Source organism: Massilia eurypsychrophila, from assembly GCF_002760655.1.
GTDB lineage: Bacteria > Pseudomonadota > Gammaproteobacteria > Burkholderiales > Burkholderiaceae_D > JAFCUW01.
Map to the genome: position 1 here is coordinate 253740 of NZ_PDOC01000002.1, position 25814 is coordinate 279553.

At 65.8% G+C, this 25814-nt stretch carries 29 protein-coding genes; 15 read left to right on the top strand and 14 right to left on the bottom strand.

What is annotated here, in order from left to right; genetic code table 11:
* Positions 1-149: 149 nt before the first annotated feature.
* Together CR105_RS03985 and pmbA are read right to left on the bottom strand one after the other, a co-directional pair.
* The gene (locus CR105_RS03985; RefSeq protein WP_099787145.1) at positions 150-1238 is read right to left on the bottom strand and encodes a TRAP transporter substrate-binding protein; all 1089 of its coding nucleotides are present in this window, start codon (positions 1236-1238) and stop codon (positions 150-152) included.
* 180 nt (positions 1239-1418) lie between these two features.
* On the bottom strand, positions 1419-2771 hold the full coding sequence (gene pmbA, locus CR105_RS03990; RefSeq protein ID WP_099787146.1) for a metalloprotease PmbA: 1353 nt from the start codon (positions 2769-2771) through the stop codon (positions 1419-1421).
* A 91-nt stretch (positions 2772-2862) separates the two neighbouring features.
* On the opposite strand from pmbA, the gene yjgA reads away from it, so the two are divergent.
* The 5 genes from yjgA (at position 2863) to CR105_RS04015 (ending at position 5378) form a co-directional block, all read left to right on the top strand.
* Complete coding sequence (gene yjgA, locus CR105_RS03995; protein WP_099787147.1) at positions 2863-3480, top strand: ribosome biogenesis factor YjgA; 618 nt, start codon at positions 2863-2865, stop codon at positions 3478-3480.
* Positions 3461-4075: a molybdopterin adenylyltransferase gene (mog, locus tag CR105_RS04000; RefSeq protein WP_099787148.1), complete on the top strand. Its 615-nt coding sequence runs from the start codon at positions 3461-3463 to the stop codon at positions 4073-4075. The genes yjgA and mog overlap by 20 nt, the downstream gene beginning before the upstream one ends.
* 11 nt (positions 4076-4086) lie before the next feature.
* Complete coding sequence (locus CR105_RS04005) at positions 4087-4755, top strand: alpha/beta hydrolase (protein ID WP_099787149.1); 669 nt, start codon at positions 4087-4089, stop codon at positions 4753-4755.
* 135 nt (positions 4756-4890) lie between these two features.
* A complete protein-coding gene (locus tag CR105_RS04010) occupies positions 4891-5157 on the top strand; it encodes a hypothetical protein (protein ID WP_099787150.1) in 267 nt (88 codons plus the stop codon).
* Between the two features lie 23 nt (positions 5158-5180).
* Positions 5181-5378, top strand: coding sequence for a hypothetical protein (locus tag CR105_RS04015; protein ID WP_099787151.1), 198 nt, complete (start codon positions 5181-5183; stop codon positions 5376-5378).
* Between the two features lie 20 nt (positions 5379-5398).
* On the opposite strand, the gene CR105_RS04020 is transcribed toward CR105_RS04015, so the two are convergent.
* The 4 genes from CR105_RS04020 to CR105_RS04035 all read right to left on the bottom strand — a co-directional run bounded on the left by CR105_RS04020 (position 5399) and on the right by CR105_RS04035 (position 11552).
* Complete coding sequence (locus tag CR105_RS04020; RefSeq protein ID WP_099787152.1) at positions 5399-7090, bottom strand: methyl-accepting chemotaxis protein; 1692 nt, start codon at positions 7088-7090, stop codon at positions 5399-5401.
* A 256-nt stretch (positions 7091-7346) separates the two neighbouring features.
* Positions 7347-8240, bottom strand: a complete 894-nt coding sequence (locus CR105_RS04025) for a fumarylacetoacetate hydrolase family protein (RefSeq protein WP_099787153.1) — start codon at positions 8238-8240, stop codon at positions 7347-7349.
* 73 nt (positions 8241-8313) lie between these two features.
* The gene (locus CR105_RS04030; protein WP_099787154.1) at positions 8314-9519 is read right to left on the bottom strand and encodes a YbfB/YjiJ family MFS transporter; all 1206 of its coding nucleotides are present in this window, start codon (positions 9517-9519) and stop codon (positions 8314-8316) included.
* A complete protein-coding gene (locus CR105_RS04035; protein WP_099787155.1) occupies positions 9519-11552 on the bottom strand; it encodes an FAD/NAD(P)-binding protein in 2034 nt (677 codons plus the stop codon). The genes CR105_RS04030 and CR105_RS04035 overlap by 1 nt, the downstream gene beginning before the upstream one ends.
* 264 nt (positions 11553-11816) lie before the next feature.
* Here CR105_RS04035 and CR105_RS04040 point away from each other — a divergent pair, with 264 nt between their 5' ends.
* Both CR105_RS04040 and CR105_RS04045 read left to right on the top strand, forming a co-directional pair.
* Positions 11817-12266, top strand: a complete 450-nt coding sequence (locus tag CR105_RS04040) for a cache domain-containing protein (RefSeq protein ID WP_099787156.1) — start codon at positions 11817-11819, stop codon at positions 12264-12266.
* 54 nt (positions 12267-12320) lie between these two features.
* Positions 12321-14018 (top strand): methyl-accepting chemotaxis protein, encoded by a 1698-nt coding sequence (locus CR105_RS04045; RefSeq protein WP_099787157.1) that lies wholly within the window; start codon positions 12321-12323, stop codon positions 14016-14018.
* Here the strand turns inward: CR105_RS04045 and CR105_RS04050 are convergent.
* A complete protein-coding gene (locus CR105_RS04050; RefSeq protein ID WP_099787158.1) occupies positions 14015-14584 on the bottom strand; it encodes a DNA-3-methyladenine glycosylase in 570 nt (189 codons plus the stop codon). The genes CR105_RS04045 and CR105_RS04050 overlap by 4 nt on opposite strands.
* Positions 14585-14744: 160 nt before the next feature.
* On the opposite strand from CR105_RS04050, the gene CR105_RS04055 reads away from it, so the two are divergent.
* The 4 genes from CR105_RS04055 (at position 14745) to CR105_RS04070 (ending at position 17095) form a co-directional block, all read left to right on the top strand.
* A complete protein-coding gene (locus tag CR105_RS04055) occupies positions 14745-15596 on the top strand; it encodes an HDOD domain-containing protein (RefSeq protein WP_099787159.1) in 852 nt (283 codons plus the stop codon).
* Positions 15597-15635: 39 nt separating this feature from the next.
* A complete protein-coding gene (locus CR105_RS04060; protein ID WP_099787160.1) occupies positions 15636-16322 on the top strand; it encodes a GNAT family N-acetyltransferase in 687 nt (228 codons plus the stop codon).
* 244 nt (positions 16323-16566) lie between these two features.
* Entirely contained in the window at positions 16567-16821 is a 255-nt protein-coding gene (locus CR105_RS04065; RefSeq protein WP_229413646.1) for a type II toxin-antitoxin system RelE/ParE family toxin, read from the top strand.
* Complete coding sequence (locus CR105_RS04070) at positions 16796-17095, top strand: helix-turn-helix domain-containing transcriptional regulator (protein WP_099787161.1); 300 nt, start codon at positions 16796-16798, stop codon at positions 17093-17095. The genes CR105_RS04065 and CR105_RS04070 overlap by 26 nt, the downstream gene beginning before the upstream one ends.
* Positions 17096-17105: 10 nt before the next feature.
* Here CR105_RS04070 and CR105_RS04075 read toward each other — a convergent pair whose 3' ends face one another.
* On the bottom strand, positions 17106-17630 hold the full coding sequence (locus tag CR105_RS04075; RefSeq protein WP_099787162.1) for a DNA-deoxyinosine glycosylase: 525 nt from the start codon (positions 17628-17630) through the stop codon (positions 17106-17108).
* Positions 17631-17716: 86 nt separating this feature from the next.
* Between CR105_RS04075 and CR105_RS04080 the strand changes: the two genes are divergently transcribed.
* On the top strand, positions 17717-18163 hold the full coding sequence (locus CR105_RS04080; protein WP_099787163.1) for an Mpo1 family 2-hydroxy fatty acid dioxygenase: 447 nt from the start codon (positions 17717-17719) through the stop codon (positions 18161-18163).
* Here the strand turns inward: CR105_RS04080 and CR105_RS28200 are convergent.
* On the bottom strand, positions 18157-18297 hold the full coding sequence (locus CR105_RS28200; protein ID WP_180288081.1) for a hypothetical protein: 141 nt from the start codon (positions 18295-18297) through the stop codon (positions 18157-18159). The genes CR105_RS04080 and CR105_RS28200 overlap by 7 nt on opposite strands.
* A gap of 152 nt (positions 18298-18449) precedes the next feature.
* On the opposite strand from CR105_RS28200, the gene CR105_RS04085 reads away from it, so the two are divergent.
* The 3 genes from CR105_RS04085 (at position 18450) to CR105_RS04095 (ending at position 20333) form a co-directional block, all read left to right on the top strand.
* A complete protein-coding gene (locus CR105_RS04085) occupies positions 18450-19400 on the top strand; it encodes a DMT family transporter (RefSeq protein ID WP_099787164.1) in 951 nt (316 codons plus the stop codon).
* Positions 19397-19897 carry a GNAT family N-acetyltransferase gene (locus tag CR105_RS04090; protein ID WP_099787165.1) on the top strand — a complete coding sequence of 167 codons (501 nt, stop codon included), beginning with the start codon at positions 19397-19399 and terminating at the stop codon, positions 19895-19897. The genes CR105_RS04085 and CR105_RS04090 overlap by 4 nt, the downstream gene beginning before the upstream one ends.
* Before the next feature lie 256 nt (positions 19898-20153).
* Positions 20154-20333, top strand: coding sequence for a hypothetical protein (locus CR105_RS04095; RefSeq protein ID WP_099787166.1), 180 nt, complete (start codon positions 20154-20156; stop codon positions 20331-20333).
* Here CR105_RS04095 and CR105_RS04100 read toward each other — a convergent pair.
* The 5 genes from CR105_RS04100 to hutG form a co-directional block, all read right to left on the bottom strand.
* Positions 20328-21758, bottom strand: a complete 1431-nt coding sequence (locus tag CR105_RS04100; RefSeq protein ID WP_099787167.1) for a glycine betaine ABC transporter substrate-binding protein — start codon at positions 21756-21758, stop codon at positions 20328-20330. The genes CR105_RS04095 and CR105_RS04100 overlap by 6 nt on opposite strands.
* An 80-nt stretch (positions 21759-21838) precedes the next feature.
* On the bottom strand, positions 21839-23065 hold the full coding sequence (hutI, locus tag CR105_RS04105; protein WP_370660667.1) for an imidazolonepropionase: 1227 nt from the start codon (positions 23063-23065) through the stop codon (positions 21839-21841).
* Positions 23062-23652: a HutD/Ves family protein gene (locus CR105_RS04110; protein WP_099787169.1), complete on the bottom strand. Its 591-nt coding sequence runs from the start codon at positions 23650-23652 to the stop codon at positions 23062-23064. Before CR105_RS04110 ends, hutI begins: the two co-directional genes overlap by 4 nt.
* A complete protein-coding gene (locus CR105_RS04115; protein ID WP_229413618.1) occupies positions 23649-25019 on the bottom strand; it encodes a formimidoylglutamate deiminase in 1371 nt (456 codons plus the stop codon). The genes CR105_RS04110 and CR105_RS04115 overlap by 4 nt, the downstream gene beginning before the upstream one ends.
* On the bottom strand, positions 25016-25804 hold the full coding sequence (gene hutG, locus CR105_RS04120) for an N-formylglutamate deformylase (RefSeq protein ID WP_099787171.1): 789 nt from the start codon (positions 25802-25804) through the stop codon (positions 25016-25018). The genes CR105_RS04115 and hutG overlap by 4 nt, the downstream gene beginning before the upstream one ends.
* Between the last annotated feature and the right edge of the window lie 10 nt (positions 25805-25814).

Below are 25814 nucleotides of genomic sequence, written 5' to 3' on the forward strand. Positions count from 1 at the left end.
AATGGCTTGTGCGACAGAACGCAAAAATCGGGGCCCGACTTGCAACAGGGACCGATGTACTCGTTTCGGGAGGGTGCGCGGCGCGTGTAGAACGAAAAAATGCTGCGTGGCAGAGCACGCAGCATTCAGTCAACATTTCAACTCTTTACTTATTTGCCGGCGCGGTTGGCGGCAATCAGGTAGTTCTGCATGCTCGCTTCGGCCACCGATGCCCAGGTGTTCTGCTCGCGGCGGAACAGTTTCCACGGCTCGTAGATCTTCTTGAACTTCGGATTCTTGGCCGACTCTTCTTCCATCATTTCGTTGGCCGCCTTGTAGCCGGCGTCCATGATGTCTTTCGAGAAGAAACGCACCTTGGCGCCGTTCTTGGCCAGGCGCGCCAGGGCGGCCGGGTTCTTGGCGTCGTAGGCTGCCTGCATGTAGACGTGCGCTTCGAAGGTTGCCGCTTCTACGGCCGACTGGTATTCCTTCGGCAGCTTGGCCCACTCGGCCATGTTGATGTAGAACGACAGCTGCGGGCCTGGCTCCCACCAGCCCGGTGCGTAGTAGAACGGCGCCACTTTATAGATGCCGATCTTTTCGTCGTCGTACGGTCCAACCCATTCGGCCGCGTCGATCGTGCCTTTTTCCAGCGACGGGTAGATGTCGGCGGCAGGCAGCTGCTGCGTGACAACGCCCAGCTTGGCCATCGTCTTGCCGGCCAGGCCGCTGATGCGCATCTTCAGGCCCTTCAGGTCGGCGACGGTTTTGATTTCCTTGCGGAACCAACCGCCCATCTGGGTGCCGGTGTTGCCGCCCATGAAGTTGATGATGTTGTAGCCTTTGTAGAACTCGCGCATCAGTTCCATGCCGCCGCCAACTTGCATCCACGCCGATTGCTGGCGCGAGGTCAGGCCGAAAGGAACGCAGCAGTCGAAGGCGAACGCAGGATCTTTGCCGACATAGTAATAAGAAGCGGTGTGGCCCATCTCGACGGTGCCGGCGCGCACGGCGTCCATCACTTCGAGCGGCGGCACGATTTCGCCCGCGGCAAAGGCGCGGATGCTGAATTTGCCGCCCGTCAGCTCGGAGACGCGCTTGCAGAACAGTTCGGAGGCGCCGAAGATGGTGTCCAGGTTTTTCGGGAAGCTGCTGGCAAGGCGCCATTTGATGGTGGGCAGATCGGCCGCCTGTGCGGCGATCGGTGCTGCAACGGCGGCGCCAACGGCCGCCTTTTTAAGGAATGAACGGCGTTCCATGTGTGTTGTCTCCTGAAGGTGTCATCGCGGGGGAAGTCCGCGCCATTTTTTTGCTTGGGCTAGTGTATTAGCGCAGTTGAAACCTTGCAATGAAAATGTGAAATTTGAGCGGAGACCGATCCGCCACCTCGTCGTCCTGGCGAACGCGAGGGCGACGGGCGACGGGCGACGGGCGACGGACTAGCTGCCGGCGACGACCATGTTCTCGATCAGGATCGAGCCGGTCGACTTGTTGCCGCGCGTGAGCGTATCGTTGCCGATGGCGACGATCTGCTGGAACATGTCTTTCATGTTGCCGGCAATGGTGATTTCCTCGACCGGGTACTGGATCTCGCCGTTCTCGACCCAGAAGCCGGAGGCGCCGCGCGAATAGTCGCCGGTGACGTAGTTGGTGCCCTGCCCCATCAGCTCGGTCACCAGCAGGCCGCGGCCCATCTTGCGGATCATGCCGGCAAAATCGTCGGTGCGGCCGGTAGCGGTGGACGTCATCGACAGGTTATGCGAGCCGCCGGCGTTGCCGGTCGTTTGCATGCCCAGCTTGCGCGCCGAGTAGGTCGACAGGAAGTAGCCCTGCACGACGCCGTTCTTGACGACGTGGCGGCGCACGGTGCGCACGCCCTCTTCGTCGAACGGGGCCGAGCCGACGCCGCCGATCAGGTGCGGGTCTTCGAGGATCTGGATATGCGCCGGGAAGGCCGACTGGCCGAGCGAATCGAGCAGGAAGGTCGACTTGCGGTACAGCGCACCGCCCGACGTGGCCTGGACGAAGGCGCCGAGCAGGCCGGCCGCCAGCGGCGCCTCGAACAGCACCGGGCAGGTGCGGGTATCCATCTTGCGCGCGTTCAGGCGCGCCAGCGCGCGCTCGGCGGCGTAGCGGCCGACCGCTTCCGGGGACGCCATCTTGGACGCGTCGCGCACCGAGGTGTACCAGTCGTCGCGCTGCATCTTGGCGCCTTTGCCGGCGATCGGCGCGACCGACAAGGTGTGGCGCGAAAACGGGTAGCCACCGGAGAAGCCGCGCGAATTGGCGGCGACGAAATGCGACTGCTGCACGTGCACGCTGCCGCCTTCGCTGTTGGTGATGCGCGGGTCGACTTCGAACGCGGCGCCTTCGGCGCGCTGCGCCAGGGCCACCGCTTCTTCGGTCGTTATGCGCCACGGGTAGCACAGGCGCAGGTCGCGCGGCGCCATTTCGAGCAGTTCTGCCTCCGGCAGGCCGGCGCAGTCGTCTTCGCCGGTGAAGCGGGCGATGTTGTAGGCCGCGTCGACCGTGGCGCGCAGGGCGGCGGCCGAAAAGTCGGAGGTGCTGGCGTTGCCGCGCTTCTGGCCGATATACACCGTCACGCCCATGCCCTTGTCCTTGTTTTGCTCGATCGTCTCGATCTTGCCGCGCCGGACCGACACCGCCAGCCCGCTGCCCTCGCTGATCTCGACCGCGGCATCGGTGCCGCCCTTCTCGCGCGCGAACGCCAAAACGTCGGCTGCAAGCTGTTTGAGCTGGTCCTGGGTATGGATAAAGACGGAGTCGTTCATATCGTGTTTTCTTGGCTGGCCGGTAAAACGGTTATCATAGCAGTCGTTTACTGTTTTTACTGGCTGGCCTTGCGCCACCCGGATCCATATCATGCCTAATCCAAACCGCGGTGCCTGCGGGTTCCAATCCTCCGAGTTCGAGCAAGAATACGAGCGTCCTTCCAAGTCCGAGGCCAAGCGCCAGAGCCTTGAAGTCCAGAAGCTGGGAGAGGAACTCGTCAACGAAGCGCGCGACCGCGTCAAGCGGGTACCGATGCCGGAAGACGTGCGCGACGCCATCTTGATGTGCCAGACCATCACCAATCACGAAGGCCGGCGCCGCCAGATGCAGTTCGTCGGCAAGAAGATGCGCACCCTCGACGAAGAGGAAATCGCCGTCATCCAGCGCACCATCGACAGCTGGAAAGGCATGTCGAAGGCCGATACGGCCGCGCTGCACGCGCTCGAGCGGCGCCGCGAGAAGCTGCTGGCCGACGACAAGGCGCTGACGGTGCTGTCGACCGAGTATCCGGAACTGGACGTGCAGCACCTGCGCACCTTGATCCGCAACGCCCGCAAGGAACAGGCCGAGAACAAGCCGCCGAAGGCGTACCGCGAGATCTTCCAGATCCTCAAGGACCTGAACAAAAAAGGCAAGGCTGCCAAAGCCGACGGCGACGACGAAGAGCTCGACCTGGAACCGGCCGACGATGAGTCCAACGACGAATAACGACGTGCTGGTCATCGGCCTGGTGTCGGTGTCCGACCGCGCCAGCGGCGGCGTGTACGAGGACAAGGGCATTCCGGCGCTGTCGGAATGGCTGGCCTCGGCCTTGACCACGCCCTACCGCGTCGAGACGCGCCTGATCGCCGACGAGCGCGCGCAGATCGAAGCGACGCTGGTCGAGCTGGTGGACCGGCATCGTTGCCACCTGGTGCTCACCACCGGCGGCACCGGACCGGCGCGGCGCGACGTCACGCCCGAGGCGACGCTGGCGGTGGCCACCAAGGAGATGCCGGGCTTTGGCGAGCAGATGCGCCAGATCAGCCTGCACTTCGTGCCGACCGCGATCCTGTCGCGCCAGCTGGCGGTGATCCGCGAGACGCCTGACCACGCGGCGCTGATCATGAACCTGCCCGGCCAGCCGAAGGCCATCAAGGAAACGCTGGAGGGCCTGAAGGATGCCGACGGCAAGCAGCTCGTCGGCGGCATCTTCGCCGCGGTGCCGTATTGCGTGGACCTGATCGGCGGGCCGTACATGGAAACCGATCCTGCCGTCTGCAAGGCGTTCCGGCCGAAATCGGCGCTGCGCCCACAACCCTGATTGGAAACCGCATGACCCAACTTCTTGAAAATATCGAAATCGAAACCGCGCCCAATCCGGAAGTGGCGATCATCTGGATGCACGGCCTGGGCGCCGACGGCAACGACTTCGTGCCGCTGGTGCGCGAGCTTGACCTGACCGGCCTGCCGGGCATCCGTTTCGTCTTTCCGCACGCGGACCAGATTCCGGTGACCGTCAACGGCGGCTACGTGATGCGCGCCTGGTACGACATCAGCAACGCCGACCTGGTGCGGCGCGAAGACGACGCCGGCCTGCGCCGCTCGCAGCAGCAGATCGAGGCGCTGATCGCGCGCGAAAAAGCGCGCGGCATCAAGGCTGGCCGCATCATCCTGGCCGGCTTCTCACAAGGCTGTGCGATGACGTTGCAGACCGGCGTGCGCCATCCTGAAAAGCTGGCCGGCCTGCTATGCCTGTCGGGCTACCTGCCGGTGGCCGCCACCGTCGCCGCCGAGCGCACCGAAGAAAGCCTGGACACGCCGATCTTCATGGCGCACGGCCGCAGCGACGGCGTGGTCCCAATCGTGCGCGCCGAACAGTCGCGCGACGCCCTCAAGGCGATGGGCTACCAGATCGAATGGCACGAATATCCGATGCAGCACTCGCTGTGCCAGGAAGAAGTCGACGATATCGGCGCCTGGCTGAAAAAAGTGCTGGCCTAAGCTTTAACACCTGACCGCAAAGACCGTCATTTCCGCGCAGGCGGGAATGACGGTTTTTAGTTTAGCCATTGTAAGAAGCGCCGCCATTTCGAGAGCGGCGTAAAATCCTCCAACTACATCCACTGAAAGCACCACATGAAAAAAACCGGCATGGCAAAGAGCGACGCCAAGAAATTGATGGGCCAGATGGTCGCCCCTGGCGCCGGCAGTTTCGGCAGCAGCGCCGCCGTGACCATCGACCGCCGCGAGCAGCGTAAGCTCGATCAGGCGGCCGGCCTGGTGCCGTTCGCCGTCAAGCTCAATAGCGACCTGGTGCTGCAGCTGCAAACACAGGCAAAGGAACGCAACGTCGACCTGAACCAGCTAGTCGCCGACCTGCTGACCAAAAGCCTCGCGGCCTGAATTACGATAGCAGGAGAATGACGATGACAAAGAAAGAAGAACTCGACGAAGAGACGATGGCACTGATTAACTGGTGCATCGAAGTCGAAAAATTCCTGGTTGCCGGCGGCGCGACCCAGGCCCAGGCGCAGGAACACATCGAGGACGAAGTCGAGTGGTTCACCGACCAGTTTTACGACGGCCTGACGCCGGAAGAAGCAGCAAAAGAGGCGCTCGCCTGAGCGCCTGATCGGCTAACGACTTAAAACTCTTCCCATTCATCCTGGGTCGCCGCGGCCTTCCGGGTCGCGATGCGGGCCTGGGCCGGCGCCGGCTGGCGCGCCGGCGGCGCGCTGACCGCGCGTACCGCTGCAGGCTTAGCTGCGCGATGCGTCACCGGCACTGCCGGCGTATCGAGCTTGAACACGCTGACAGCCTGTGCCAGGTTGCCGGCCTGCTCGCGCAGCGATCCGGCCGCTGCCGCCGCTTCTTCCACCAGCGCCGCGTTCTGCTGCGTCACCGCATCCATCTCGCCGATGGCCTGGTTGATCTGCTCGATGCCGGCTTCCTGCTCGTGGCTGGCCGCGGTAATCTCGCTCATGATGTCGGTCACCCGCGCGACGCTGGCGACGATGTCGTCCATCGTGGCGCCGGCCTGGTTGACCAGTTTGGAGCCGGTATCGACGGCGGCGACCGAGTCGCCGATCAGCACCTTGATTTCTTTCGCCGCCGCGGCCGAGCGCTGCGCCAGGTTGCGCACTTCGCTAGCCACCACGGCGAAGCCGCGTCCCTGTTCGCCGGCGCGCGCAGCTTCGACCGCCGCGTTCAGCGCCAGGATGTTGGTCTGGAAGGCGATGCCGTCGATGACGCCGATGATGTCGACGATCTTGCGCGCCGATTCATTGATCTTGCCCATCGTGCTGACCACTTGCGATACCACCTGGCCGCCCTTGACGGCGACCTCGGACGCCGAGCCGGCCAGCACGTTGGCCTGGCGCGCGTTGTCGGCATTCTGCTTGACGGTGGAGGTCAGCTCTTCCATCGAGGACGCCGTCTCTTCCAGCGCGCTGGCCTGCTGCTCGGTGCGCGACGACAGGTCGAGATTGCCGCTGGCGATCTCGCCCGACGCGGTGGCGATGGCGTCGGTACCGCTGCGCACTTCGCCGACGATGGTGTTGAGGCTATCGTTCATCGCCTTCAGTGCCGTCATCAGCTGGCCGGTTTCGTCGCCTCTGTTGACGACCACGACGCTGCTCAGGTCACCGCCGGCAACCCGTTCGGCCAGCGCCACCGCGGTGCGGATCGGGCCTGTGATCGAGCGGCTGATGAACCATGCGACGGCGGCGCCGGTCAGCATCGCCAGGGCGCCGATGACCAGCATGATGGTGTGGGCGGTGGCGTATTCGGCTTCGGCCTCGGCGGCGGCGGCGGCGGCGAGCTTTTTCTCGAACATCACGATCTCGTCGATGACGGCAATGGCGGCGGCGGTGGCCGGGCCGGACTGGTTCAACATGTTCTCGGTCGCTTCTTCGCGCGAGCCGGCCATGCCAAGTTCGACCGTCTTGTCGACCTTCGGCTTGGCGAACAGGATCGACTGGTCCAGCTTTGCCAGCAGCTGCTTCTCGGCGTCGCTGAGCTTTGTCGCCAGCAGTACCTTCTTGGCGGCGCCGTAACGCGCGCGCGCCTCACCGAGCTTGGTCACCTGGTCCTTGACGTCGCCCGGGTCGGTCACCAGCACGATGCTGGCCACGGCCAGCGAGATGTCGCGGAAGTTCTCGCCCATCGTGCCGGCGGCGAAAATCTTGACGTCGTGGTCGTGGACGATCTTCGTCATGTTGGCATCGATGCGGCCCATCGAGACGATCGACAGCGCCACAACGGCGGCCAGCAGCATCAGCACCAGCGCGAAGCCAGCACCGAGGCGAGCGCCGATTTTAAGGTTTGATAACGACATGGCGGCTCCTTGAATGGATGAAGAAAAAATGGACGCAAGTCCGCGTTCCGCTCCGGGTCGAGGAGGGGCTTGCACACACCCGTGGGAACTGTGATTCGGTTGGGGGGCCGCTGACGACTGCTTTACTTACGCACCAATATACGTTGCTGTATTGCTTAATGGCAAGAGGTAAGCGGATGCGGCCGACAATCGGGTGGCTGCCGTGGCGAGGGCGCAACGCTCCGGCATGGCCGGCGGCGTTGCGAAAAAAGCTTGTTTACCGTACTGCCACTTTTGCGCGCGCCGCGTTTGGCGCGCGCTTGGTGGTCACGGGAGTTGCAACGACCTGCTGTTGTTGTTCGCCGAGGCCGGCGATGCCGAGACGCAGCGTGTCGCCCGGCTTCAGGAAGCGCGGCGGCGTGCGGCCGATGCCAACCCCAGGCGGCGTGCCGGTGGCGATGATGTCGCCCGGTTCGAGCGTCATGAAGCGCGACAGGTAGCTCACCAGCTGCGCCACGGTAAACACCATCGTCTCGGTGCAGCCGGTCTGCATCCGCTTGCCGTTCAGTTCAAGGTACAGGTCGAGGCGCTGCGGGTCCATTACTTCGTCGCGCGTGACCAGCCATGGGCCGACCGGGCCGAAGGTGTCGCAGCCCTTGCCCTTGTCCCACTGCGAACTCTGGAATTGGAAGGCGCGTTCGGAGACGTCGTTGACGACGCAAAAACCGGCCACGTAATCGAGCGCGTCGGCTTCGTCGACGTACTGCGCGCGGGTGCCGATCACCACGCCGAGCTCGACTTCCCAGTCGGTTTTTTTCGAGCCAGGCGGCAGGCGCAGCGGGTCGTCGGGTCCCGACAGGCACGACAACGCCTTCATGAAGACGATCGGTTCAAGCGGAATCGGCATGTTCGTTTCGGCGGCGTGGTCGGCGTAATTGAGGCCGATGCCGATGAATTTGCCGATGCCTGCCAGCGGCACGCCGAAGCGTGGCGTGCCGCGCACCAGTGGCAGGCTGGCCGGATCGATCCTGGCGAGCTTGCGCAGCGCCTTGTCCGACAGCGTCTCGGGACCGATGTCGTCAAGTTCGCCGGCCAGGCTGCGCAGCCTGCCCTCGTCGTCGATCAGGCCAGGTTTTTCCTTGCCGGGACGGCCGTATCGGACCAGTTTCATATTCTGCTTTCGGGAGTAGATGCCAAGGCGGCATTCTAACCGGTCGCGCCGCCGGCGCGCACCGGTCCTCCGTTCAGGCCCGCAGCATTTGCCGCGCGTCGCGCTGGCGCAGCAGCGCAATGGTGCCGATGCCCAGCGCGGAGATGGCCAGTGCGCTGCTGCTGATGACGAACAGCAGCGCGTACGACTGGCGAGCGCCCATGATCCACACCATCGCGCTGGCGGCGCCGGCCTGCGTCAGCGAGAAGCCGAAGTTCATCGCCGTCCAATAGCGCCGGTGATGCTCGGCGCCGCCGATTTCGAGCGCGTAGCCCGATGCGGCGCCGACGATACCGGGCGAGAAGAAGCCGACCAGCACCGACGACACCAACAGCGCCGCGGCGCCGTCGGCAAACAGCGGCAGCGCTACCCCGGCCGCCTTCAGCGAGAACGCGATGAACAGCGTGGCGGTCAGGCCAATGCGGTCGGCGATGGCGCCGGTCAGGTACGGCCCGCAGGCCGCGCCGGCGCCGAAGCAGGCCCAGAAAAAGCCCGCTTCGGCCAACGGGCGATGCAATTCGCCGGTGATGTAGTCGGCCCAGAACAGCGTGTGCGGCAGATAGCCGACGGCGTTTAACGCATACGCGGCCAGCAGCAGCGCGACCGGCGCCGGGAAGCGCGGCCAGGCCAGGCGCCACGGCCCGCCCGCGGCGCCCTGCTGCGCCGGCGCCTGCTGCCAGTAGCGCCAGGTGAGGATGGTGAGCAGCAGGCAGATGCCGCCGAGCGTGAGCCAGGTCGCCGCCAGGCCATGCTGCACCAGCGACGGCACCACGGTGGCGGCGGCGACGATGCCAAGGCCGACGCCGGAGAAGATCACGCCGCCGACGCGCCCGCGCCGCGCCGCGTCGGTGCGCGGCAGGATCAGCACCGGCGCCTGCACCATCAGGATGGCGCCGCAGGCGCCGGCGACGGTGCGCCAGCACAGGAACCAGGCCAGCCCGCCGCCTTGCCAGGCGCAGCCGAAAAAGCTCAGCGCGCACAGCAGCATCGACGCCTGCACCATGCGCCCGGCGCTGCACCTGCGCGACAGCCACGCGGCGATGCCGATACCGAGGAAGTAGCCGGCCAGGTTGGCAGCACCAAGGTAGCCGGCGGCGGTGCGGCTGCACCAGGCCTGCTGCACCAGCAGCGGCAGGATCGCCACGTACGCGAAGCGGCCGATGCCCACGCCGGTCAGCGTGGCCGCCATGCCGCACAGGCCGGGCCACGCCTGGCGCAGGTGCGCTGCGCCGCCGGCCATCAGGACTGCACGTCGTCGAAGGCCTGCGCCTGATCGGCTAGCTGCCGGCGCGGCTCGTCGAGCGGCAAGTGAAACGGCAGGTGATCGGCCGCGCCGTGCGCCATCCGCGATGCTTCGAAGCGCATGCCGTCTTCATACTCGCTGTCGCGCCGGGCGTGCAGGCCGGCTGCCTTGCGCGCGGCGATGGTGTCCATCATGTGGCCGACCGCGCGGCCGGCGTCGACCATGGTGGTGGAGTTGGCGCCGGGGCGCGGCAGCACGAACGTGTAGAACTTGCAGCCTTCGACCAGCGTGCCCAGCGCCCACAGGGTGGTCTGCGCGGCGCCGTCATGCGCCACCACGTTCATGTTGCGGTCGACCGTGATGCCGCCCGGGTGGAACTGGCCGTTCATGAACGGGCGCACGATCCCGCGCTGCACCAGCTTGCGCATCAGCGGCGACTTGTCTTCCAGCGGCCCTGGCAGCGAGGCGCGCCCGCGCACCAGCACGTTGGCGCTGGCCATTTCGCCCGGCCAGTGGCTCTGCACCACGAACGACGCACGGCTTTCGTCAAGCTCGCACCTGGCGCCCGGTCCGAAATCGGCGCGCACGGTGCCGGCGTCCATCAGCGCCAGCAGCTGAGCAATGCGCTCCTTCGGCGGGCCGACCGCCAGCCGGTTCATGATGGGCAAAAATTCGGACAGCACCCAGCGGTGCGAATGCTCGTACAGGCCGCCGAAGTCGATCGCGCTGCGCACCACGTCGCGCACGTCGCGCAGGACGTCGCAGGCAGACTTCAGCGGGCCGTCGAGGTTGCCCAGGCAGGCGTGCTCGTAGTCGCGCCACATGTGGCCGCGCAGCCAGTCGTCGTACTGGCGCCGGCTCTTGCGCGCCAGCACCGGGATCGGGTCGACCAGCTTTTCCCACGACAGCTGTTCGCGCTTGTCGATATGGCGGTCGATCAGCGCCTGGCGCGCGCCGATGCCGTCGCAGGCCATGAACTCGTTGCTGAACATGAGGGCGGCGATCTTGTCGCGCCGCTTGTGCAGGTAGGCGAAGTAATAGGCGAACTGCATGTCGCACCACAGCAGCGGGATGATCTGCTTTTCGAAATCGAGCTGGCCGCCGTCGGCCTCCAGGCGCAGCGCCTCGACCTTGGCGAAGGTGAGAAATTTCGGCTTGTACTGGCCGAACACGCCTTTCTGGTTGACCGCGCGCGCCGTCAGCGGCAGGCCCGAGCGCGAGTACAGCAGGATCTGCGGCTCGTTGCCGGACGGCCGGTAGCGCAGCCGGCCGGCCGCCTCCATTTTTCCGCACGCCTCGAATTTGCCGCCGCGGCCCTGGGTCAGCTGCGCGATCAGGTCGAAGCTGGTCAGGCCCATGCCCTCGATGGCGATGGTGTCGGTGGCGGTCACGCTCGATACGGCGTTGCGGATCGGGTAAGGCTCGAGCACCAGCTGCAGGCGCGGATTGCGGCTGCGCGCGGCGTCGACCTTCTGCGTCAGCGTGCGTTCCGATTCGGTCAGCACCTTGCGCGCGTGACCGGTGGTCAGGTAGACGAAATCGGCCAGGAAGGCGCAGCCGTCGTACGACACGTGCCACTGGTCGTCCTGCCACGACAGGTCGTCGACGCCGGCATAGTTGTGCAGGAAGATCGTCATGTGCGGCGGCGCCAGCTTCTTGAGGTACTCGAAGCCCCAGCGCAGGTAGTCGCCGAACAGGGCGCGCGAATAGTAGCCGTTGCGGTCGATCTCGGCGCGCGCGCCGCTGGCGTCGCGGTTGCTGCTGAGCCAGTCGGCGAACGATGGCCCGTACAGCAGCGGGCCGGCGCCGCGCACGGTGTCGTCGGAAAACTGGGTCATCTGGCAGGCGACGGTATTGACCAGCAGATGGTCGGCCTGGTCGGTGGTGTGACAGCCCGGGCCGAACTCCTTGCTATCGAACAGGTACAAATCAAGCGGCGTGGCGGACGAGTCGTTGCGGGCATACGCGATGATGCGGTCGAATACCGATAGGCCGCGCGGCCCCAGGCCGATGATTGCAATCTTGTACATGTGCGCCTCGTGTGGTGGGAGTTGGGTGTCAGGCAAACGGATCGGGAATAGGACACTTTCTGTTACAAATTATTTCCGATGGGGAATCATACGAGCAGATATCGCGGCACAAATTGCGGGACCTCAATGGGACAAACGCGCGCACCTGTTCCATTCGCAGTGCCGGTGGCAGCAGCGGTGTGGCGTGCACTTGCGCGTGCGCAAATGCCGGCCGATTCCGCGGCGGTAGAGTAGATACCGTTAATCAATTTCCCGGAGGAAATAATGAAACTTGCCAGTGCCATCCTGCTAGCCGCCATCAGCTGCGCCCCATTCGCCATGGCCGCCGAACCGACCGAAAAGGACGCCATCTCGATGGTGGAAAAAGGCGCCGCCTTCATGAAGGCCAACAGCCAGGCCGAGATGATCAAGCGCATCAACGCCAAGGATGCCGACTACGTCCAGGGCCCGCTGTACCTGACGATGCGCGACAGCAAGGGCGTGATCCTGGCCAATCCGGTCAACGCGGCCATGATCGGCAAGGACCTGGTCGACGTGCCCGATGCCGACGGCAAGCTGTTCCGCCGCGCGATTCTCGAGCTGGCCAAGGCAAAAGGCAAAGGCTGGGTCGACTACAAGTTCAAGAATCCCACCAGCGGCAAGGTCGAAGACAAGACCACCTATATCTACAAGGTCGGCGAGGTCACGCTCGAGGCCGGCATTTACAAGAAATAAACTGCGGCGGCGCCTGGCGCCGCCGTTTTCCTTTTGTCACAGGCGGGAGTTGGCATGCTGAAAAAATTGCGCATTGGCCCTAAATTGTTGCTGGCGCCAGGGCTGGTGCTGATCCTGCTGCTGTTTACGGCCGGCAGCGCCTATTACGGCATGGTGCGGCAGAACGCCTCGCTGGAAAACCTGGTGCAGGTGCGCGCGGCGCGCCTGAAGGCCGCCGCCGACGTGTCGGGCGACGCCAAGTACGTGCACGGCAGCGTCTACCAGCTGCTGGCCTGGATCAACGGCAGCTTCGCCCAGGCGCGGCTCGACGGCCTGACCGCCGACATCGGCAAGAAGCAGGCCGCCATCGCGGCGCAGCTGGCGGCGCTGGCGGCGGTGGCCGATCCGGCCGAACGCAAGATCATCGACGCCTGCAGCGCCGCGCTGGTGGCCTACCGCAAGAGCGTGCAGCAGACGATCGAACTGGCCCAGGTCGACCAGTCGACCGCGACCGCCTCGATGAGCAAGGCGGAAAAGGAGTTCGGCCTGCTCAACAACCAGCTGGGCGCATTGTCCGCGCTCGAGCGCACCCTCAGCGAAAGCGCCTTCAGCGCCGCCAAGGCCGATTTCCGCGTGCAGGTGGCGACCATGGCCGGCCTGGTCATGCTGTCGATCGCGCTGTCGCTGCTGGCCACCGTGATGGTGCGGCGCGCGATGCTGGGCGATATCCGCGCCATGGCCGACGTCATGGGCGAACTGGCCGAAGGCCGGCTGGCGGTCGGCGCCGGCAACGATGGGCGCGACGAGATCGCCGCCACCTCGCGCGCGCTCGATCACACCATCGCCAAGCTGACGACGACCTTGCGCCGCATCCTGGCGTCGGTGCGTTCGATCGACACCGCGTCGCAGGAAATCGCCACCGGCAACCTGGACCTGTCGACCCGCACCGAGATGCAGGCCGGTTCGCTCGAGCAGACCGCCAGCGCGATGGAGACGCTGACGGTGGCGGTCAAGGAAAACGCCAACAACGCGCGGCTCGCCACCGAGCTTGCCGCCAGCGCGGCGACCTTGGCGGCCAACGGCGGCAAGGCGGTCGACCGAGCGGTCAACACGATGGAGTCGATCAAGGCCAGTTCGCGCAAGATCGTCGAGATCATCGGCGTCATCGACGGCATCTCGTTCCAGACCAATATCCTGGCGCTCAACGCCGCGGTCGAAGCGGCGCGCGCCGGCGAGCAGGGTCGCGGCTTTGCGGTGGTGGCGTCGGAAGTGCGCACGCTGGCGCAGCGTTCGGCGGCGGCGGCGAAGGAGATCAAGTCGCTGATCGCCGCCTCGGTCGCCATCATCGACGGCGGCAGCGCGTCGGTCAACGAGGCCGGCAGCAGCATGGGCAATATCGTCGCCTCGGTCCAGCAGGTCAACGACATCATCGCGCGCATCAGCGTGGCCAGCTCCGAGCAGGCCGACGGCATCGCCGAAGTCAATCACGCGGTCGGCCAGATGGACGACATGACGCAGCAGAACGCGGCGCTGGTGGAACAGGCGGCGGCGGCGGCGGCCAGCCTGCACGAGCAGACCATTAACCTGGCCGAAGCGGTGTCGATCTTCAAGATCGAAGGCGAGGATACGGCGGCGGCCGAAGCGCCCGCCGGCGCCGAGCCGGACGCCGGCTTCCACGATCGGTCCGAGCGCCGTTCAGCGCACAGCGGCATGCGCGGCGCCGCACGCGCACTGACGGGACGCGCCGCGCAGGCCGCGCGCAAGAAAGTCTAGAACGGCCGGCTGACGAAGCGCGATCCGGCCAGCCCGAAGCGCCACGGCACATCCATCGCCTTCGAGATGCCGATGCGCGGGCCGGCCACCACCTGCACCGGCTGCGGCGCCGCCCACAGCGCGAACGGCGGCAGCGCCAGCGCCATCGCGTTGTGATCGCGCGACACGCCCAGCGCCTGGCACAATTTGCCGGGCCCGGAACACAGCAGCAGTTCCGCCTCCAGTGCACGCCGTTCGCGCATGCGCTCGAGCCCTTCGAGCGGCTCGATGGCGCGGATCAGCACCCCGGCGCCATGCCCGCTTTCGCGGCAGACGAAATTGAGGCACCAGTGGATCCCATACGAGCGATACACATAGGCGTGGGCAGGGTCGCCGAACATGGCGCCATTGCGCTCGGTCGGCCCGGAAAAGGCGTGCGATGCCGGATCCTCCCGATCGTACGCTTCGGTTTCGACGATGCGCCCGCCGACGCCGTCGACCAGCAGCACGGTGCCGATCAGCTGGCGCGCCACCAGGTCCGACGGCGCATGGAAGTCGATACCGGCCAGTATGAAATTCTTTGTCATGCAGGAATTCTAGCGCGGCTGCGGCGATGGGCCGCGCCCGATTCGGCGCCCAGCATCCGTTTCCTGGCCGCCACAGATTGCGCAGAACGAGTGCGACCCGGCCTGCAGTGGTTTATAGTGTGGGGTATTGCCTAAATGCATCATTCGACAGAAATAACAGATGAATAACCTTGCAGTTCCCCGCGACGCCGACCCGGTCGACGCTTTGATCAGGTCGATCCGGATCCCGCCGCGTCCCAGTTTGCTGGCCGACCTGCAGCGCGAGCTCTCAGCCGCCGATCCGTCGCCTGCGGCGATCGGGCGCATCATCGCCAGCGACGTCGGCATGTCCGGCGCGCTGCTCAAGCTGGCCAATTCGCCGTTCTATGGCAGCACCCGCAAGGCCAAGTCGATCGACCAGGCGATCCTCTTCCTCGGCATTAATCAGGTGGCAGCCCTGATGACCGGCCTGCTGGCGCGCCAGGCGATACCGTCCGACAGCGCCGCGCTGGCCGCGTTCTGGGACCTGTCGACCCGGCGCGCGCAGGCGATGGTATTTCTGTCGCGCCGCCTGCGTATCGGCGCGCCTGATGTCGCCCACACCTTCGGCCTGTTTTGCGACACCGGCGTGGCGCTGCTGCTGAACCGCTTTCCGGGCTACGCCGCCACGTTTGAAGCTGCCTGCCTCGAGCCGCAGTGCCGCGTCACCGACATCGAGGACGAGCGTCACAGCACCAACCACGCAGCGGTTGGCTGCCTGCTGGCGCGTAACTGGGGCTTGTCGAGCGACGTATCGGTGGCGATCCTGCACCACCACGATTACAGCGTGATCGACGACGCCGCTACCGACGACGCGGTCCGTTCACTGGTGGCTCTGGCACTGCTGGCCGAGCGCTCGCTGCAGGCGTACCAGGGCCACGCCGTCTCGCTCGAATGGGAAAAGGGCGGCGAGCGCGCCTGCGCCTACCTCGGCCTGTCCGACGACGAGATCACCGACCTGCTCGACAACCTGCACGACTGCTTCAGCCACTAGCGCAGCCGGCGGCCGCCGGCGCTGATATACAATCGGCGCATGCCCCGCCTCCCTCTTCTGGATACGATTTTCTGGTCCGCGCTGACCGGCCCGCACGCGCAGTATGCCAGCGGCGCCGGCGGCGCGCGCCGCTACGCCCGCGGCTTCTCGCCGATCCTCGGCTTCGCCGATCCGCAGCAGCCCGACTTCGCCGCGCTGGCGCCGTTTTGCGACGTGGGCGAACACTTCTACTGCGACAGCTGGACGGGCGCCGCGCCCGACGGCTGGCAGATCGAGGCCGAATCGACCATGTTCCGCATGCTGTGGAACGCGCCGGCGCCGTCGGCCGACGCGGCGCCCGACGCCATTGCCCTCGGCCCCGAGCACGCCGCGCAGGCGCTGGAGCTGGCGACGCTGTGCAAACCCGGTCCGTTCGGTCCGCGCACCATCGAGCTGGGTGACTACTTCGGCTACTTCGATGGCGGGAAGCTCGTGGCGATGGCCGGCGAGCGGGCGCACGTGGTCGGCCTGCGCGAAATCAGCGGCGTGTGCACGCATCCCGATTACCAGGGCCGCGGCTACGCACGCAAGCTGATGATGAAGCTGGTGTACCTGCAGATGGCGCGTGGCGAGTCGCCGTTCTTGCACGTCATGCGCGCCAACGATGGCGCGCATCAGCTCTACCTGCGCATGGGGTTTGGCAATTACCTCGAGTCGGTGGTTCGGGTGGTGTCGCAAACCCGCTAACGCGGAGCGCAAGTCGGATTGGGGCGGCCTTCGAGACGAGCTGTCACCTATGCAGAATCAATCAATACGCGCTGGCCAGCGTGTGTGATTCTGGACGCTTTCTGCAACTGATGGGCCCAACATCGGCGCCTTGCAGATATTCGCTTATAAGCTAATATGTACAGCATAGTTCATTACTTGGACACAAAAAGGCAAAGACTTCTATCAGGAATGGCTCGATTCCCTACGAGACCGGCAGGCGAAGATTGCAATCGTTCGTAGGGTCGCGCGCTTGGAAATTGGGTTGCCCGGCGACAGCAAATCCGTACGCGGAGGCATCCAGGAACTACGAATCGATATCGGCGCCGGCTACCGAGTCTATTTCGGATTCGTTGCAAATACCGTCATTCTGCTGACGTGCGGCGGAAACAAGCAGTCACAGCACCGCGATGTCGAATTGGCGATCAAACTGTTAAAAGACTGGAAGGCCAGACATGGATCGAACGCACCGTTCGCATGAAGACGCGACCACCGAAATGTTTCTGGCGGATCCTGCATTGGCGGCCGAATACCTGTCGGAAGTGCTGGCAAATGGCGACGAAGCAGATGTAATGCTGGCGCTGCGCGCTCTCAGCGCCGCGTTCGGTGGCGTGCAGGACATCGCCCGTCGCGCCGAAGCGAATCCCAATACGATGTATCGCACTCTCTCGAAGCAAGGAAATCCATCTCTCAAATCCTTGCGCGCGATACTTGGCGCGATGGGATTGCGATTGGCCGTTCATCCGATCAATTGAGTGCAGGGCATCAGCGCTGCTTGAGCCGTGGTGCACTCAAACATACTCTCCATTGCTCCAGCTTTTGCACCAAGGTGAGCGAGGCATGCGCCGGAGACGTCGACGGAAGCACTAGTGTTCGGTAGCCGGCAGCGGCGAACTCGGGCGCGAACTTTCCCGACGTCTGCCCATTGAAGCCGACCGTCTGCAGCGCCGGGCACAATTCGCGCAGGCGCGCAAAATCATTGGCGGCCGGATTGCGGATCGCCGAGTCGAGGCTGCCCCTGCGCTCGCACGCGCCGAGCACGTCCCACAGCCCGAACCCATGCGCCAGCAGGCGCGGCAGCCGATCGGCATATGGCAACGCGGCCAGGTCCTCGCCCGTCAGCAACGACAAGATCGGCCACAGCTGGTTGCGTGGATGCGCGTAATACTGCTGCGCGGCGAGCGAGGCGGCGCCGGGAAAGCTGCCGAGGATGAGGATGCGCGTGTTGGCGGCGATCACCGGCGCCAACCCGGTCAGGCCGTCGCCCGCGATGGGAGTCGAATGAGGCATGCCGCGATTCTATCCGATGGCCCGGCGGCGCCGGTGTAGAATCGAACGGCATTTCCACGACAACAAAAACCATTCGGAGACAATCCATGCGACAGACCGGACAAGCGCGCACCATCGACGTCCTGCTGCCGAAATACAGCGAGAGCCACCTCAACCACACCAACGAGCTGATCCATTTCGTCTGCGTGCCGGTCATCGTGTTCACGCTGCTGGGAATCTTCTGGTGGATCCATCCGCTGGCAGCGGTGGCCGTCAGCGCGGCGGCGCTGTGGTACTACTTTCAGCTGTCGCGTCCGTTTGCGATCGGCATGCTGGTGATGACGGTGCTGATGCTCGGCCTGCTGCGCCTGATGCCGCCGCAAACCGTGCTGCCGCTGTCGATCGCCATTTTCGTGCTGGCCTGGATCGGCCAGTTCGTCGGCCACAAGATCGAGGGCAAGAAGCCGTCGTTCCTGGAAGACCTGCGCTTCCTGCTGATCGGCCCGCTGTTCGTGCTCAGCTTCCTGTACCGCCGCCTCAACGTGCGCTACTGAACCGAACTGTCGTAACCGGTCTGGACATGCGGAGTGACCGGTTCGGCCGGCTGCTCGCCCTGCATCAGCAATGACGTGCACAGCACGACGTAGCCAATCAGAATCAGTATCTTGACGCGCAGCGATGGTTTCATGGTCCGTCCTCTCGAAGTAAAAATGATACCGTCACCATAGGGCGGCCACGGACCAATGCCGGCTTCCTTGCGGCGACTCAAGCAAGAGCGAGCCAACCGTCGTTTTGTGGCCATGGCTGACGGAAAACGGCGAAAGCTCGTATACTTTCCTAATGTCATCACCTCTCCTCTTCATCATCGCCTCGCTCATCTGGGGCTCCACCTTCTGGGCCATCACCTTGCAACTGGGCGAAGTGCCGCCGGCCGTGTCGGTGGCGTATCGCTTCGGCATCGCCGCGGCGACCCTGTTCGCCTGGTGCCTGCTGCGCGGCGATAAGCTGTGCCTGCCGTGGCGCACCCAGCGCTGGCTGATGCTGCAAGGCTTGCTGACGTTCTGCCTGTCCTACATCTGCACCTATAACGCCGAGCAATACCTGGTCTCGGCCCTGGTGGCGGTGCTGTTCGCGCTGATGGTGTTCTGGACGCCGATCTGCAGCCGCATCGCCTTCGGCACGGCGATCGGCTGGCGCACCTGGGCTGCCGGCGCGGTGGCGATGGCCGGCGTCGGCCTGCTGTTCTACCGCTCGATCGGCCTGGCCTGGCGCGATATCATGCAAGGCGGCAGCGGCCACTTCCTGCTCGGCCTGGGCCTGGCGCTGATCGCCACCATCGCCAGCTCGGCCGGCAGCGTGATCGTCACCAAGATCCGCGACCGTTCGTCGAACCTGCTGCTGACGATGGCCTGGTCGATGTTCTGGGGCACCGCGATGGTGCTGGCCTGGGTCGCTGCCAGCGGCCAGCAACTGGTGTTGCCGTCCGCCCCGCGCTACTGGATGGGCCTGTTCTACCTGTCGATCTTCGGCTCGGTGATCGCTTTCATGGCCTACTTCACGCTGATCAACCGGATCGGCTCGCAGAAAGCGGTGTACATCGGCGTCGTCACCCCGGTCATCTCGGTGCTGCTGTCGATCCGCCTCGAACACTACCGGCCCGGCCCGCTCGAATGGTGCGGCATGATATTGTGCCTCGCCAGCGTGGCGTGGGCCGTGCGCACGCCGTCGTCGCAGCCACTGGTCAAGACCCTCGGCCCGCTCCCATCAACCCCTGCCCTAGAGATTCCATGACTTCTTCCACCGTATTCGCAGTGCGTCCCGCCCAGCCGTCCGACGTCGCCCACATCCACGCCATGATCGTCGAACTGGCCGTGTTCGAAAAACTCGAACACCTGGTGGTGGCGACCGAAGCACAGCTGCACGACGGCCTGTTCGGCCAGCGCCCGTCGTGCGAAGCGATCGTCGGCGAGGAAAACGGCGAGGTGGTCACCTTCGCGCTGTTCTTCCATAACTTCTCCACCTTCCTCACGCGCAAGGGCCTGTACCTGGAAGACCTGTACGTCAAGCAGGCACACCGCGGCAAGGGCTTCGGCCGGCAGATGCTGGCCAGGCTGGCGCAGATCGCCGTCGAGCGCGACTGCGGCCGCTTCGAATGGTCGGTGCTCGACTGGAACGAGCCGGCGATTCAGTTCTACAAAGGCGTCGGCGCCGATGTGATGCCCGAATGGCGCATCTGCCGCGTCGCCGGCGACGCCCTGACGCAGCTGGCCGGCGGCGCGCGCACCTGATTTTTCTTCCGCACAGAAAAAACCCACGGGATAGAAACTTCACCGTGGGTTAACCCATTTTTTGACGATGGGGAGGGGAGACTGGTATCGCGCCGTGCAGCGTATTGTTGTGCAACCGTTAGAGCAATCATTACTCAGATGGAAGATTGCAGGTTGATTTAAGTCAAATGATGCACTTCGCTAGCGCCCGATTGAGTTAGCACAAATGCAATAAGCATGGCAACCGCAGAATGGGTCTCTTTTCGCAGGCGGCCCCATGAAATCCACATTCAAATCCCTTATTCTGCGGCTCCAGAAAGCCTGGCTGCGCTCACAAATCAACATGCATGCGCGCAGCCTGCAGACCATCGCCGAGCAGCGTGAAAACGACTTCCAGGCCGAATGCATCTTGCACCGCGAGGTCACCGCGATGCGCTCGAAACTGCAGTCGCTATAGCTTTCTGCGCCCGGCCAGCAGCCACTCGAGCGCCTCGAATGCGCCCTGGGTCAGCAGCGCCAGCACCGCCGCCGGAATCGCGCCGGCCAGCAGCATGTCGTTGTCGTTGAGCGCCAGCCCGATCGTGATCCGTTCGCCGTAGCCGCCGGCGCCGATGAAGGCGGCGATGGTGGCGGTGCCCACGCTCATGACCGCCGCCGTTTTCACGCCCGCCAGCATCACCGGCAGCGCCAGCGGCAGGTCGACATGCAGCAGGCGGTCGCGCCGCCCCAGGCCCAGCGCCAGCGCCGCCATGCGCAGGCCGTGCGGCACCTGCAGGATGCCGGTGCAGGTGTTGCGCACGATCGGCAGCAGCGCATAGACGAACAGCGCTACCAGCGCCGGCACCGTGCCGATGGTGCCGAGCAGCGGGATCAGCATCGCCAGCAGCGCCAGCGAGGGAACCGTCTGCAGCACGCCGGTCAGCGCCAGCACGGCGTGGCGCAGGCGCGGCACGTAGGCAGCGAGCACGCCGAGCGGAATGCCGGCCAGGCAGGCCAGCGCCACCGACAGCAGCACCAGCGTCACGTGTTCGCGCGTGAGCTTCCACAGGCTGCGGTCGAACAACTTGGCCATCAGGGCACTGCGCTCGCCTGGCGTGCCGGCCTTGGCGCCGCCGGCAAGCCAGTCGGCGGCGACCACCGCGAAGCTTTTCCCTTGCAGTTCGACCGCGCCGTTCATGGCGATCATCGCCTCGGGCGTGATGCGCCCTTCGAGTTGTTCGATGGCGCGCCAGGCTGCCGGGAAGCGCGCCGGCGCATCGAGCCGGTACAGCAGCACGGCGTCGTAGCGCGGGAAGTAGCCCAGGTCGTCGGTGAGCAGGCGCAGGCCGAACTGGCCAATCTTGGCGTCGGTCGAGTAGATGTCGATCAGGTCGACCTGGCGCTGCGCCAGCGCCTCGTAGGCGATGCCGTGATCGAGTCCGCGCGGCTGCTGCGGCAGGCCGTAACGCTGCGCCAGGCCCGGCCAGCCGTCGGCGCGGCCGAGGAATTCGTGCGACAGCCCGAGCTTGAATTCCGGATGGGCCGCCAGTTCGGACAGCTTGCTGACGCCGCGGTTGTCGCCGCGCATCGCCAGCGCATAGGTATTGTTAAAGCCGAGCGGCACGGCCACGCCGAGGCCGATGCGCGCCAGCGCCGTGCGCATCTCGGCCAGCGTGGTCGGCCTGGCGTTCTTGAGGATCTCGAGGTCGATGGTGCCGAGGTATTCGGGATAGACGTCGATGCTGCCGGCCTGCAGCGCGGCGAGCACGATGGCGGTGTTGCCGAGGCCCTGGCGGTGTTCGGCCTTGGCGTGCTTCGCTGCGATCTGGGTCAGCACCTCGCCGAGAATATACGATTCGGTGAAGCGTTTCGAGCCGACGCGCAGTACAGCGTCGGCGGCCATCGAGGTAGAAGCAAAAATGAATACTGCGAACCAGAGAATGGCCGCGACAAGTCTGGTGCGCACGCACTCTCCAGGAAGAATCAGTCGCGCCAGCTTACCACCGGCGCGCGCAGCACGCCTGCATTGACCACCCCGCGGCAGGGATTGAGGCCCATTGCGTACGACAGGTCGGCGGGCCGGGCGATGTCCCACAGCGCGAAATCGGCGCGCTTGCCCACTTCGATGGTGCCGATGTCGACCTGGCGTCCCAGCGCGCGCGCCGCGTTGACGGTGCAGCCGGCCAGCACCTCCTGCGGCGTCAGGCGCCACAAGGTGCAGGCCATGTTCATCGCCAGCAGGATCGACGTCAGTGGCGACGTGCCGGGATTGCAGTCGGTCGCCACAGCCATCGCCACGCCGGCCTCGCGCAGCAGCGCCACCGGCGGCGGCGTGGTGTCGCGCAAGAAGTAGTAGGCGCCAGGCAGCAGCACAGCGACCGTGCCGGCGGCGGCCATGGCGGCGACGCCCTCCGCGCCCAGGTGCTCCAGGTGGTCGGCCGACAGGCCGTTGTAGCGCGCCACCAGCTCGGCGCCGCGCTGGTCGGACAGCTGTTCGGCGTGCAGCTTGACCGGCAGCGCGAGCTGGCGCGCGGCGTCGAACACGCGTTCGGTCTGCGCATTGGTAAAGCCGATCCGCTCGCAGAATGCGTCGACCGCGTCGACCAGGCCTTCGGCCGCCAGCTGCGGCAACATCGCGCAGACGGCGCCGATGTAGTCGTCGGGCCGGCCGCTAAACTCCGGCGGCAGCGCATGGGCGCCGAGGAAGGTGGTGGCAACACTGACCGGCAGCTCGCTTGCAACCCGGCGCGCCACGCGCAGCATCCTGGCCTCCGATTCCAGGTCGAGGCCATAGCCGGACTTGATCTCGATGGTGGTGACGCCCTCGGCCAGCAGGCTGGCCACGCGCGGCACGCTTTGGCGCAGCAGTTCGTCTTCGGTGGCGGCGCGGGTGGCGCGCACGGTCGACATGATGCCGCCGCCGGCGCGGGCGATGTCCTCGTAGCTGGCGCCGTTCAGGCGCGCTTCGAATTCGTCGCTGCGGTTGCCGGCGTGGACGATGTGCGTGTGGCAGTCGATCAGGCCGGGCGTAAGCCAGCAGCCGCCGCCGTCGACCAGCCGGGCGCCGTCCACCGGCGCATCCGCGCGCGGCCCGACCCAGGCGATGCGGCCGTCGTGTACCCGTACCGCGCCGTCGCGCTGCTCTCCGTAACCGTCGGCCATCGTCGCCAGGTGCAGGTTGATGAAGACGGTGTCGCCAGGCTCCATCATGGAGTCTCGGCGCCGAGGAAGATGTCGACAATGAATACCGTCGCTTCGCTGGACTCCAGCGTCCAGAGGGTGTCGGTGTCGAACATGACGGCGTCGAAACGCACCATGCCGATGCGCTCGTCGTCGCTGCTGATCGACAGGCTCTCGCCTTCAGCCAGGAACAGCAGCGAGCGGTCGCCGCGCGGCGCGAACACCGAACTGCCCGTCAGGCGCCGGATGCCGAACTTGTGATGGCAGACCGTGCGCCGCGTCATGACGTTGAAGTCGATGGTGGGCGCGCCGGCGAGCGTGGCCTGGATCACCGATTCGCCGGCGAACTCGATGATGACGTCGTCCTCGCCGAGCACGAAGCGCCCGCTGTTGTCGACATCGAGCACCATGCCGGGACCTTCCACCAGCACCAACGTGCGGTCGACCCCGGGAAACAGCGAGAACGGTCCGTTCTGCGAAATCGTCGCCAGGCTGACGCGCCAGTCGAAGTCGGACAACAGCGCGCCGGGCGGCTCGATGGCGATCTCGGTGGTGCTGCCGCCGCCGTTTTTCCACGGCACCGGCGCCAGGCTGGCGAACGCAATCAGCATGGTCATGAGCGAACCTCCCGCAGTTGAGCGATAGCCTGTTTGTAGCGGCCGGCGATGGCGTCCTGATCGGCGTGGCGCCCTGCTTGCACCACCCAGCGCCCGCCCGCCAGCACGTCGCGCACCAGGTTGTCGTTGCCGGCAAAAACGAAGATGCCGAGCACGTCGTCGGACGAGGCGCCGGCCAGGTTGGGATGTTCGCTGTCGAGCACCAGCAGGTCGGCGCGCATGCCGGCCGCCAGCGCGCCGACCTTGCGCCCGCTCGCCTGCGCCCCGCCCTGCAAGGCGCCCTGCCACAAAAATTCGCCGACCTTGCGCTGCGCCGGCGACACCGCGACGTTGCGGCGCTGGTGCTGCAGGCGCTGGCCGTATTCGAGCCAGCGCAGTTCTTCGACCGGGCTTTGCGAGACGTGGCTGTCGCTGCCGATGCCGAAGCGCCCGCCGGCAGCGCTGAACTGCGCCAGCGGGAACAGGCCGTCGCCCAGGTTCGCCTCGGTGGTCGGGCACAGGCCGGCGACCGCGCCGCTGGCGGCGATGCGCTCGACTTCATCGGCGTCGATGTGGGTCGCGTGCACCAGGCACCAGCGCGCATCGAGCGCGACGTGCTCGGACAAGTAGCGCAGCGGGCGCATGCCGGTGGCAGCTTGGCACTGCAGCACCTCGCCCTGCTGCTCGGCGATGTGGATGTGCAGCGGGCGGCCAGCCGGCATAGCCCGCGCCAGCTGCTGTATCTGCGTGATGGACGCGGCGCGCAGCGAATGCGGCGCCGCGCCAACCTCGAGCTGGCCGCCGCGCATCGGTTCGAGCGCCTCGACCATCTGCAGCACCTGCTCCGGGTAGGTGCGAAAGCGCTGCTGGTCGGCGCCGAGCGGCAGCTCGCCAAAGCCGGCGTAGCTGTACAGGACCGGCAGCATGGTCAGGCCGATACCGGCGGCGCGCGAAGCGGCGACCACCCGCTCGGCCGTTTCGGCCGGCCGCGGGTACAGCGCGCCGCCGGGCGCGCGCTGCACGTAATGGAATTCGCACACCGCCGTGTAGCCGTGGCGCAGGCACTCGACGAACAGCTGGGCGGCGATGGCTTCGATCTGCTCGGGCGTGATTTGGCGCGCGAAGCGGTACATCAGCTCGCGCCAGGTCCAGAAGCTGTCCGGATTGTCGCCGGCCGTTTCGGTCAGGCCGGCCAGCGCGCGCTGGAATGCGTGCGAATGCAGGTTCACCATGCCGGGCACCACCAGCTGCGCAATCTCGATCCCTCCGACTGGAATCGCACCGGGAGTGACCGCCACCAGCGTGCCGCCGGCGTCCCACTCGATCAGCACGTCCGCCGCCCAGCCATGCGGCAGCAAGGCGTGGCGGGCGAACAGCCGCGCGTTCACTGGCGTGCCCAATCGGCGGCGGCGGCCACCATCTGGCGCAGCGCCGGCTGGATCCGGCGCGCCACGTCAGGCCGGTAGGCAAACGGCGCGCTTTCGTCCATGTACAGGCACTGGCACATTTCGAGCTGGATCGCATGCACGTTGGCGGCGGGCCGGCCGTACTGGCGGGTGATGTAGCCACCCTTGAAGCGGCCGTTGACGGCGATGCTGAACTGACTCGCTTCGCGCGCCGTGGCCACCACGGCGTCGGCCAGCGCCTGGTCGCACGAGGCGCCGTCGGCGGTGCCGAAGTTCAGGTCGGGCAGGCGGCCGTCGAAAAAGCGCGGCACCATCGAGGCAATCGAATGGGCATCCCACAGCACCACCTTGCCGTGCAGCGCCAGAAGGCGATCGAGCTCGGCGCGCAGCTGCTGGTGGTACGGGCGCCAGTAGCGCTCCAGCCGCTGCCGCACGTCCGCTTCGGTCGGCTCCTGGCCGGCGCGGTACAAGCGCTCGCGGCCGAAGGTGTCGACCGGGCAAAGGCCGGTGGTGTCCATGCCGGGATACAGGTTGGTGTCCTCCGGCGGGCGGTTCAGGTCGATGACGTAGCGCGACCAGCGCGCGGCAATGGTCGAGGCGCCCATCTCGCCGAGGAAATCGTACAGCTGCGGCAGGTGCCAGTCGGTGTCGGCCTTGGAAAGCGCGCACGGCGCCATGCGCGCGGCGATGTCGTCCGGGATGTCGGCGCCGGCATGCGGCATCGACACCAGGATCGGGATACTGCCGGCGTTGAACTCGAAATCCATCGTCACTCCT

Coding starts and splice junctions, on each gene's coding strand:
- CR105_RS03985 (WP_099787145.1), bottom strand. CDS start 1,238: ATGGAACGCCGTTCATTCCTTAAAAAGGCGGCCGTTGGCGCCGCCGTT.
- pmbA (WP_099787146.1), bottom strand. CDS start 2,771: ATGAACGACTCCGTCTTTATCCATACCCAGGACCAGCTCAAACAGCTT.
- yjgA (WP_099787147.1), top strand. CDS start 2,863: ATGCCTAATCCAAACCGCGGTGCCTGCGGGTTCCAATCCTCCGAGTTC.
- mog (WP_099787148.1), top strand. CDS start 3,461: ATGAGTCCAACGACGAATAACGACGTGCTGGTCATCGGCCTGGTGTCG.
- CR105_RS04005 (WP_099787149.1), top strand. CDS start 4,087: ATGACCCAACTTCTTGAAAATATCGAAATCGAAACCGCGCCCAATCCG.
- CR105_RS04010 (WP_099787150.1), top strand. CDS start 4,891: ATGAAAAAAACCGGCATGGCAAAGAGCGACGCCAAGAAATTGATGGGC.
- CR105_RS04015 (WP_099787151.1), top strand. CDS start 5,181: ATGACAAAGAAAGAAGAACTCGACGAAGAGACGATGGCACTGATTAAC.
- CR105_RS04020 (WP_099787152.1), bottom strand. CDS start 7,090: ATGTCGTTATCAAACCTTAAAATCGGCGCTCGCCTCGGTGCTGGCTTC.
- CR105_RS04025 (WP_099787153.1), bottom strand. CDS start 8,240: ATGAAACTGGTCCGATACGGCCGTCCCGGCAAGGAAAAACCTGGCCTG.
- CR105_RS04030 (WP_099787154.1), bottom strand. CDS start 9,519: ATGGCCGGCGGCGCAGCGCACCTGCGCCAGGCGTGGCCCGGCCTGTGC.
- CR105_RS04035 (WP_099787155.1), bottom strand. CDS start 11,552: ATGTACAAGATTGCAATCATCGGCCTGGGGCCGCGCGGCCTATCGGTA.
- CR105_RS04040 (WP_099787156.1), top strand. CDS start 11,817: ATGAAACTTGCCAGTGCCATCCTGCTAGCCGCCATCAGCTGCGCCCCA.
- CR105_RS04045 (WP_099787157.1), top strand. CDS start 12,321: ATGCTGAAAAAATTGCGCATTGGCCCTAAATTGTTGCTGGCGCCAGGG.
- CR105_RS04050 (WP_099787158.1), bottom strand. CDS start 14,584: ATGACAAAGAATTTCATACTGGCCGGTATCGACTTCCATGCGCCGTCG.
- CR105_RS04055 (WP_099787159.1), top strand. CDS start 14,745: ATGAATAACCTTGCAGTTCCCCGCGACGCCGACCCGGTCGACGCTTTG.
- CR105_RS04060 (WP_099787160.1), top strand. CDS start 15,636: ATGCCCCGCCTCCCTCTTCTGGATACGATTTTCTGGTCCGCGCTGACC.
- CR105_RS04070 (WP_099787161.1), top strand. CDS start 16,796: ATGGATCGAACGCACCGTTCGCATGAAGACGCGACCACCGAAATGTTT.
- CR105_RS04075 (WP_099787162.1), bottom strand. CDS start 17,630: ATGCCTCATTCGACTCCCATCGCGGGCGACGGCCTGACCGGGTTGGCG.
- CR105_RS04080 (WP_099787163.1), top strand. CDS start 17,717: ATGCGACAGACCGGACAAGCGCGCACCATCGACGTCCTGCTGCCGAAA.
- CR105_RS28200 (WP_180288081.1), bottom strand. CDS start 18,297: ATGAAACCATCGCTGCGCGTCAAGATACTGATTCTGATTGGCTACGTC.
- CR105_RS04085 (WP_099787164.1), top strand. CDS start 18,450: ATGTCATCACCTCTCCTCTTCATCATCGCCTCGCTCATCTGGGGCTCC.
- CR105_RS04090 (WP_099787165.1), top strand. CDS start 19,397: ATGACTTCTTCCACCGTATTCGCAGTGCGTCCCGCCCAGCCGTCCGAC.
- CR105_RS04095 (WP_099787166.1), top strand. CDS start 20,154: ATGAAATCCACATTCAAATCCCTTATTCTGCGGCTCCAGAAAGCCTGG.
- CR105_RS04100 (WP_099787167.1), bottom strand. CDS start 21,758: ATGGCCGCCGACGCTGTACTGCGCGTCGGCTCGAAACGCTTCACCGAA.
- hutI (WP_370660667.1), bottom strand. CDS start 23,065: ATGATGGAGCCTGGCGACACCGTCTTCATCAACCTGCACCTGGCGACG.
- CR105_RS04110 (WP_099787169.1), bottom strand. CDS start 23,652: ATGACCATGCTGATTGCGTTCGCCAGCCTGGCGCCGGTGCCGTGGAAA.
- hutG (WP_099787171.1), bottom strand. CDS start 25,804: ATGGATTTCGAGTTCAACGCCGGCAGTATCCCGATCCTGGTGTCGATG.